This window comes from Denitrobacterium sp. (assembly GCF_056180635.1).
This window is the reverse complement of the sequence record NZ_JAZZJS010000036.1, coordinates 1-6,570: the sequence shown is the minus strand read 5'-3', so window position 1 is coordinate 6,570 and position 6,570 is coordinate 1. Positions and strand designations below refer to the sequence as shown.

Annotated in this window: 6 protein-coding genes and 1 pseudogene; all 7 read right to left on the bottom strand. The window is 59.8% G+C overall.

Annotated features, from left to right (window positions below):
• Positions 1–335 (bottom strand): carbamoyl phosphate synthase preATP-grasp domain-containing protein (locus AC04P6_RS02945; protein ID WP_475565098.1); only part of this gene is annotated, 335 nt, incomplete at its 3' end.
• Complete coding sequence (carA, locus tag AC04P6_RS02940) at positions 328–1,680, bottom strand: glutamine-hydrolyzing carbamoyl-phosphate synthase small subunit (RefSeq protein WP_475565097.1); 1,353 nt, start codon at positions 1,678–1,680, stop codon at positions 328–330. The genes carA and AC04P6_RS02945, both read right to left, overlap by 8 nt.
• A 256-nt stretch (positions 1,681–1,936) precedes the next feature.
• A complete protein-coding gene (locus AC04P6_RS02935) occupies positions 1,937–3,229 on the bottom strand; it encodes a dihydroorotase (RefSeq protein WP_475565096.1) in 1,293 nt (430 codons plus the stop codon).
• Complete coding sequence (locus AC04P6_RS02930) at positions 3,213–4,157, bottom strand: aspartate carbamoyltransferase catalytic subunit (RefSeq protein ID WP_475565095.1); 945 nt, start codon at positions 4,155–4,157, stop codon at positions 3,213–3,215. Before AC04P6_RS02930 ends, AC04P6_RS02935 begins: the two co-directional genes overlap by 17 nt.
• Positions 4,157–4,747 (bottom strand): bifunctional pyr operon transcriptional regulator/uracil phosphoribosyltransferase PyrR, encoded by a 591-nt coding sequence (gene pyrR, locus AC04P6_RS02925; protein WP_475565094.1) that lies wholly within the window; start codon positions 4,745–4,747, stop codon positions 4,157–4,159. Before pyrR ends, AC04P6_RS02930 begins: the two co-directional genes overlap by 1 nt.
• 340 nt (positions 4,748–5,087) lie before the next feature.
• On the bottom strand, positions 5,088–5,711 hold the full coding sequence (locus AC04P6_RS02920; RefSeq protein ID WP_475565093.1) for a hypothetical protein: 624 nt from the start codon (positions 5,709–5,711) through the stop codon (positions 5,088–5,090).
• 75 nt (positions 5,712–5,786) lie between these two features.
• A pseudogene (locus tag AC04P6_RS02915) lies at positions 5,787–6,570 on the bottom strand (hypothetical protein); the annotation flags it as partial.

The window sequence follows — 6,570 nt, the reverse complement described above, 5'->3', positions numbered from 1 at the left end:
CCGTATTCGCTGAGAATACCGGCTTTTGCCAGGTCGACGGCCGTGTTCAGGCCGGTCTGGCCACCAAGGGTGGGCAGCAGCGCGTCGGGACGCTCCTTTTCGATTACCTGCTGGATGGCTTCCACGGTAATGGGCTCGACGTAGGTGCGTACGGCCAGCTGCGGGTCGGTCATGATGGTTGCGGGATTGCTGTTCACCAGAACGACTTCGTACCCGTCCTCGGCGAGCACCTTGCACGCCTGCGTGCCGGAGTAGTCGAATTCGCAGGCCTGCCCGATGACGATGGGGCCGCTGCCGATGACGAGGATGCGTTTGATATCGGTGCGCTTAGGCATGCTGGGCCTCCTTCTGCGAAGCGAACGTCCAGCCGGCAAGACGGTCCTGCGCGATGTCGATGTCGAGATAGTCGCTACGGCCGTCCATGAGGCGTACGAACGCGGCGAAGAGGTAATGCGCGTCGGTGGGACCGCACTGCGCTTCGGGGTGGTATTGCACGGAAAATGCCGGGATGTCGAGGCAGGCGATGCCTTCGGGCGTGCCATCGTTCAGGTTCACGTGCGTGAGCTGCACGCGACCCACCTTGGCATTGCGCACCACGGGAGCAATGCGGGCGTTGGCGTAATCACGCAGGTCTTTCGCATGCCGCGCCATGCCGCCCGATTCCTCGGGGATGAGCTCGCCCAGGCTATCGTAGACGATGCCGAAGCCATGGTTCTGCGAGGTGATTTCCACGCGCCCCGTGCGCAGGTTCATGACGGGCTGGTTGCCGCCACGATGGCCGAACTTCAGCTTCTCGATCGTGCAGCCGCACGCCTTCGAGAGCATCTGATGACCCAGGCAGATGCCGAACAGGGGCACCTTGCCCAAAAGCTTTTCCACCTGGGAATACGTTCCCTCAACGGCATCGGGGTCGCCCGGGCCGTTCGAGAGGAACACGCCATCGGGATTCATGGCCAGGACCTCTTCGGCAGGCGTATTCCACGGCACAACCGTTACGTTGCAGCCCACGCGCACGAGGTTTTCCAGGATGCCGTCCTTCATGCCGCAGTCGTAGGCGACAACATGGTGCGTAGCGGCAGGTGCTTCGCCATAGGCGAATTCGTGACCTGCAGGGATATTTGCCGCCGTATACTCATGCACGCTTTCGCACGACTCCTGCTGAACAAAGTTCGTGCCAACGAACGCAGGAGCAGCCGCAAGCTTCGCGGAAAGCTCACGATCATCGAGGGTTTCCGTGGAGAGGACGGCCATCTGGGCGCCGGTGCTGCGGATATGGCGCACGAGAGCGCGCGTGTCGACGCCCTCGATGCCCACCACGCCATTGCGCTCGAGAAATGCGGGGAACGTTTCGGCGGATCGCCAGTTGCTGGGCGTATAGCACATGTCACGCACCACCATGCCGCGCAGGGCCGTGTGGTCGCGCTGCACGTCGCTGGGGCATACGCCGTAGTTGCCAATCTGAGGATACGTCATGGTGACGATCTGGCCCGCGTAGCTTGGGTCGGTTGCAACCTCGAGGTAGCCGGTCATGGAAGTGTTGAAGCACACTTCGCCGAACACCTCGCCTTGCGCTCCGCAGGAATACCCCTCCCACACCGTGCCATCGGCAAGCAGAAGCTTGGCCGGAACACGCGCGGGTTTCGACGTTCCCGCAAGGAGCTTGTCTGAAATCTGGCTCATTTCCATCCTTCCCGGCGCAAAAAAATGCGCCTCGTCAACTGACAAGGCGCAGTAAGCCCTAGGGCTTCATGTATCGTTTTGCGCACCTTATCGGTCTCTCTGTACCGCTCTTAAAGGCTTTTCGGAATTATACGTCATACTGCATACATGCGATGCTTGATGCGTATATGTTCATAGAACGTCTAGATTATGCAGAAAGCGGCGACATGCGCGAAGCATGCCGCCGCCCGGAGTAAAAGTGCGTGACGTTATGGAGTTACTCGACTACCGCGCAGTCGCGAAGCGTAGGTTCGCCACCCACGAACACATCGGTCGCACGACCCGTGAGCGTGGCGCCAATGAAGCCGGAGTTCTTCGCCTTGCTGCAGAAATCGTCAACCGAGACGGTCCATTCGATTTCGGGGTCGATAACCGTGAGGTCGGCCACCGAGCCTTCCTGGATGGTAACCGGGTCGACCTGGATGATGCGACGCGGGTTCACGGCCATGAGCTCGACGAGCTTGGCGTAATCGATCACGCCCGTGCGCACGAGCTGCGTGAGCACCAGGCCAAGCGAGGTTTCCAGACCCGTCATGCCAAATGCGGCGATGGCGAACTCGCAATCCTTCTCCCAGTCGGTATGGGGAGCGTGGTCGGTGACGATGCAATCAATGGTGCCATCGAGCACGCCCTGGGTAACGGCGAGGCGGTCGGCCTCGGTGCGCAGGGGCGGGTTCACCTTCAGGTACGTGTTGTACGTATCGTCGATGGCATCCTCGTTCAGGAACAGGTGATGGGGCGTGGCCTCGGCGGTAACGGGCAGGCCCTCGGCCTTCGCCTGACGCACGAGTTCGACGCCACGTGCCGTGGTGATGTGCTGGATATGCAGCGGCGTGCCAGTGAGGCGGCAGAGCGCGATATCGCGCGCAATCTGCAGTTCCTCGCCCTCGGAAGGCCAGCCGAGCATGCCCAGGCGCGTGCTGCACACGCCTTCGTTTACCACACCATCGCCCACGAGGTCTTCGTCCTGGCAGTGCGACATGATGACCTTGCCGAACTGGTTGGCGTAATCCATGACGCGGCGCATCATGCCCGCACCCTGAACGCCATGGCCGTCGTCGGTGAAGGCAACGGCGCCGTGGCGCACCATGCTGCCCATTTCGGAGAGCGTTTCGCCCGCGAGACCCTGTGTGCAGGAGCCAACCACGTGGACGCGGCACTTCCCCACCTTTTCGGCCATGCGCTGCACGTATTCGAGCACGATGGCGTTGTCGATGGTGGGCGTGGTGTTGGGCATGCAGGCAACCGCGGTGAAGCCGCCATGGGCAGCCGCGCGCGTGCCGCTGGCGATGTCTTCCTTCTGCTCCTGGCCTGGGTCGCGCAGATGCACGTGAATGTCTACCAAGCCGGGCGTGACTACCTTGCCCGTGAAATCGCGCTCTTCGGCGTCGGGGGCGGAAATACCCTTGCCCACCTGGGCAATCTTACCGTCGCGAATGAGGATGTCGCATACTTCGTCCAAGCCGACCTGCGGGTCGACTACGCGTGCGTTCTTAAGCAGAAAGGCCATTATCGCTCCCTCCCAAAAGCAGGTACAGTGCAGCCATGCGCGTGCAGATACCCGCGTACACCTGATCGAGGATGACCGAACGCTCGGGGTGATCGGCCATGTAGCTATCGAGTTCCACGCCACGGTTGATGGGGCCGGGGTGGCACACGATGGCGTCGGGCTTCATGAAGCGCTCGCGATCGCGCGTGAGCCCGAAGAGCATGTTGTATTCGCGAAGGCTGGGGTACGGCGCACCTTCCAGGCGTTCGCGCTGGATGCGCAGCATGTAGACCACGTCGAGCTCGGGCAGGGCCTCGTCGAGATTGGCGGTTACATGGTCGGCGCCCAGGATGTCGGGGCGCGCGGGAAGAAGCGTGTTGGGGGCGATAACCGTAACCTCGGCGCCCATGATCTTCAGCGCGGGAATGAGGGAACCGCACACGCGGCTATGGCCGATGTCGCCCACGATGCCCACGTGCAGCTTGTCGAGGTCGCCTTTGGCGCGCCAGATGCTGAACAGGTCGAGCAGCGCCTGCGTGGGATGCTGGTGCTTGCCGTCGCCCGCATCGATGACGGAAGCGGGCGTATGCTGGCTGATGAGGTGAGGAACGCCGGCGTGGCGGTCGCGCACGATGACCATGTCGATCTTGTAGGCATCGAGCGTTTCCAGCGTGTCGACCAGGCTTTCGCCCTTCACGACCGAAGTGCTCTTGCCGCCGAAGTTCAGAACGTCGCACGACAGGCGCTTCTCGGCCAGCTCGAAGCTGGACTTGGTGCGCGTGGAGGGCTCGTTGAACATGTTCACGACGGTAACGCCCTTCAGCAGGGGCACCTTCTTGATCTTGCGCTCGTTCACTTCCATGAACGTGACGGCGGTTTCCAGAATCTGCATGATGTCATCGGCGGAATACTCCGTGATGTCGATGAGATGCTTGTGATTGAAGGCCATTACCTGCCACCTCCCAGCGGCGCGGAGCCCGCACGCGAGCCCGGTTCGATATCCAGAATGTCAACTTCGGATTTGCCATCCACTTCGTCGAGGAAGAGGCGAACGTTTTCGTCGGAAGCCGAGGGAACGTTCTTGCCCACGAAATCGGCGCGGATGGGAAGCTCGCGGTGACCGCGGTCGACCAGGACCGCAAGCTGCACCGTCTTGGGACGACCCAGGTCCATGAGGGCGTCGAGCGCGGCACGGATGGTGCGGCCCGTGTAGAGGACGTCGTCGACGAGGATGATGTCTTTGCCGTCGATGTTGAACGGGATATGGGTCTCGTGGACTTCAGGCGCGAGATGGGTGAGGTAGTCGTCGCGATAGAAGCTGATATCGAGGTGGCCGAAGGGAACTTGCACCCCCTCGATCTGCTCGATCTTGCTCACCAGCTTCTTGGCCAGGAGGTCTCCCCTGGTGACGATGCCAACGAGCGCGATATTACGCGCGCCATGGTTGGCTTCGAGAATCTGATGGGCGATACGCGTAAGGGATCGCTCGATTTCCGTGGAATCCATGCACACGGATTTCACTTGCGCATTTCCGCTCATACACACTCCTTTCGAAGATGAGTGCGTACAAAGCGACCTGGTGCACCCGCCGCGCAATCCCCTTTCGGGTTTGCGGGAGCATCTTGCCTGCCGGAAGGCATAAAAATAACCTTCGTCGACAGACAAAGGCTTACGATTGCAGTTCTGCTTGTAGTACGTTTGCAGCTTGCAAGCCTTGTCGGTCTCTCTGTACCGCTTTTAAAGGACGCAGCCATTGTACTTGCGGGCACAGCGCCGCGCAACCCCTCTCCACAAAATCGGAGAGACGGACGCCGAAGCATCCGTCTCTCCTTTGGCAACACACACGGAATTGCGTACAGTCGACGCTAAGCTGCCCTCATTAGCTGACAGCACCGGCCGCAACGGTCCACGAAATGGTACCCAGATTGGCTGAAGTGTATGGGGTGATGGCAGTGCCAAACGCACCAAGTTGACCAGCCGGGAAGGACAGGGAAAGCGAGCCGGGAGTATCTCCACTAGCAGCGCCAATGTTCCACTGGTTCGCAACGAGCGAGCCACCGCCATTGTTGACGAAGTCGCCGAGCGTGATGGTATCGCTACCCGCTTGCATGTACATCTTCACGTGGTCGGCAAGCGTCGTGGTAGTCAAGCTGTCATCAAACGTAACGCCCGTGTGGGGAGTTACGAGAACGTCAGTCACGTGCACGGGGAACATCGAGTAGTTCTGCAGCGAAGCGCCACTGGGGCCGGTAATGGTACCAGAGCCATTGGTCACGAAGTTAATCGCCACGGGAACGAGAACCTTCATGTTTGCATTGGCGGAATCGTTGGTCACGGTAACCGTAGTATCGGTGATCAAGTTCAGCTGAGTGCTGCTGCCATTGCCACCGCTGGTTTCAACAGACGGCGTGACATCGGCAAACGCGAGCCCCGGAATCATGAGCGCGAATGCGCACACGGCAGCTACGGCAAAGGCAATCCCATTCTTCCTCATTGTTTTCATAACACCACATCCTTCTTTGTAAAACTGAAACGTTCGATACGGACTCACAACCCACCTCTCATGTCCCCGAAGTCTTTAATTAAGGTAATACGTGGCCGTAGCGCGGGCTACTTCATCGTCGTCCGTTACGATGATGAGCACCACGGCATTTGCGGGCGTGCCAAACTTGGCATGCCCATACAGTTGGCCATCGGAGAAAAGCGTCGCATTCTCCTCGTATCCTTGGAATTCGATGTTCGCCGTGTATACGCCCTCGTCGAGCGCGCGGCTCATTTCAATGTCGGCAATGTACTCGCCCGGATTCAGAGCGCCCGATTCGTAGAGCACTTCACCCGTATCCTGCAAGGTAATCGTAAACTTCTGCGCACAATGGTTGTTTTCGATGTTCTCGACATTCACGCCCGTAGCCTGCGCGGAACCGGGATGCATGCGAATGGAGGGCGAGCAGGAGATCTGCATGGAGTACCATGCCACTTCCTGGTTCAAATCGTCGATGATCTCCTGCTCTGACTTACCCTCGTAATAACCCTTCTGGGCGTTTGGATCGAGCCACTGGCTGTTCAGGAAGGTAAAAGCGCCAACGGCCCCTACGGCAGCCAATACCAGAACAGCCAGTGCAATTTTGAACGGCAGCGGAACCAGAATGGGTCGTGCCGAGATGATGATGCAAGGCGTTACGCCCTCGCCCGAAGGCAGCTCTTTGAAGTGAACTTCGCCGTCGTCGTCGGAAACGTTTGCAGTAGCATGCGAGGCGGTAACATCCCCCCCCGACTCCTCGGCAAGCTTGGCCTTCTTGCCTTTAAGGGCCTTATACGAACCCTTCACATTGAAGCCCGAGCCGGGAACCTCTTCCAAGTGC

Bases quoted from the DNA above. Each gene is read 5' to 3' on its own strand.
- carA (WP_475565097.1), bottom strand. From the start codon at position 1,680: ATGAGCCAGATTTCAGACAAGCTCCTTGCGGGAACGTCGAAACCCGCG.
- AC04P6_RS02935 (WP_475565096.1), bottom strand. From the start codon at position 3,229: ATGGCCTTTCTGCTTAAGAACGCACGCGTAGTCGACCCGCAGGTCGGC.
- AC04P6_RS02930 (WP_475565095.1), bottom strand. From the start codon at position 4,157: ATGGCCTTCAATCACAAGCATCTCATCGACATCACGGAGTATTCCGCC.
- pyrR (WP_475565094.1), bottom strand. From the start codon at position 4,747: ATGAGCGGAAATGCGCAAGTGAAATCCGTGTGCATGGATTCCACGGAA.
- AC04P6_RS02920 (WP_475565093.1), bottom strand. From the start codon at position 5,711: ATGAAAACAATGAGGAAGAATGGGATTGCCTTTGCCGTAGCTGCCGTG.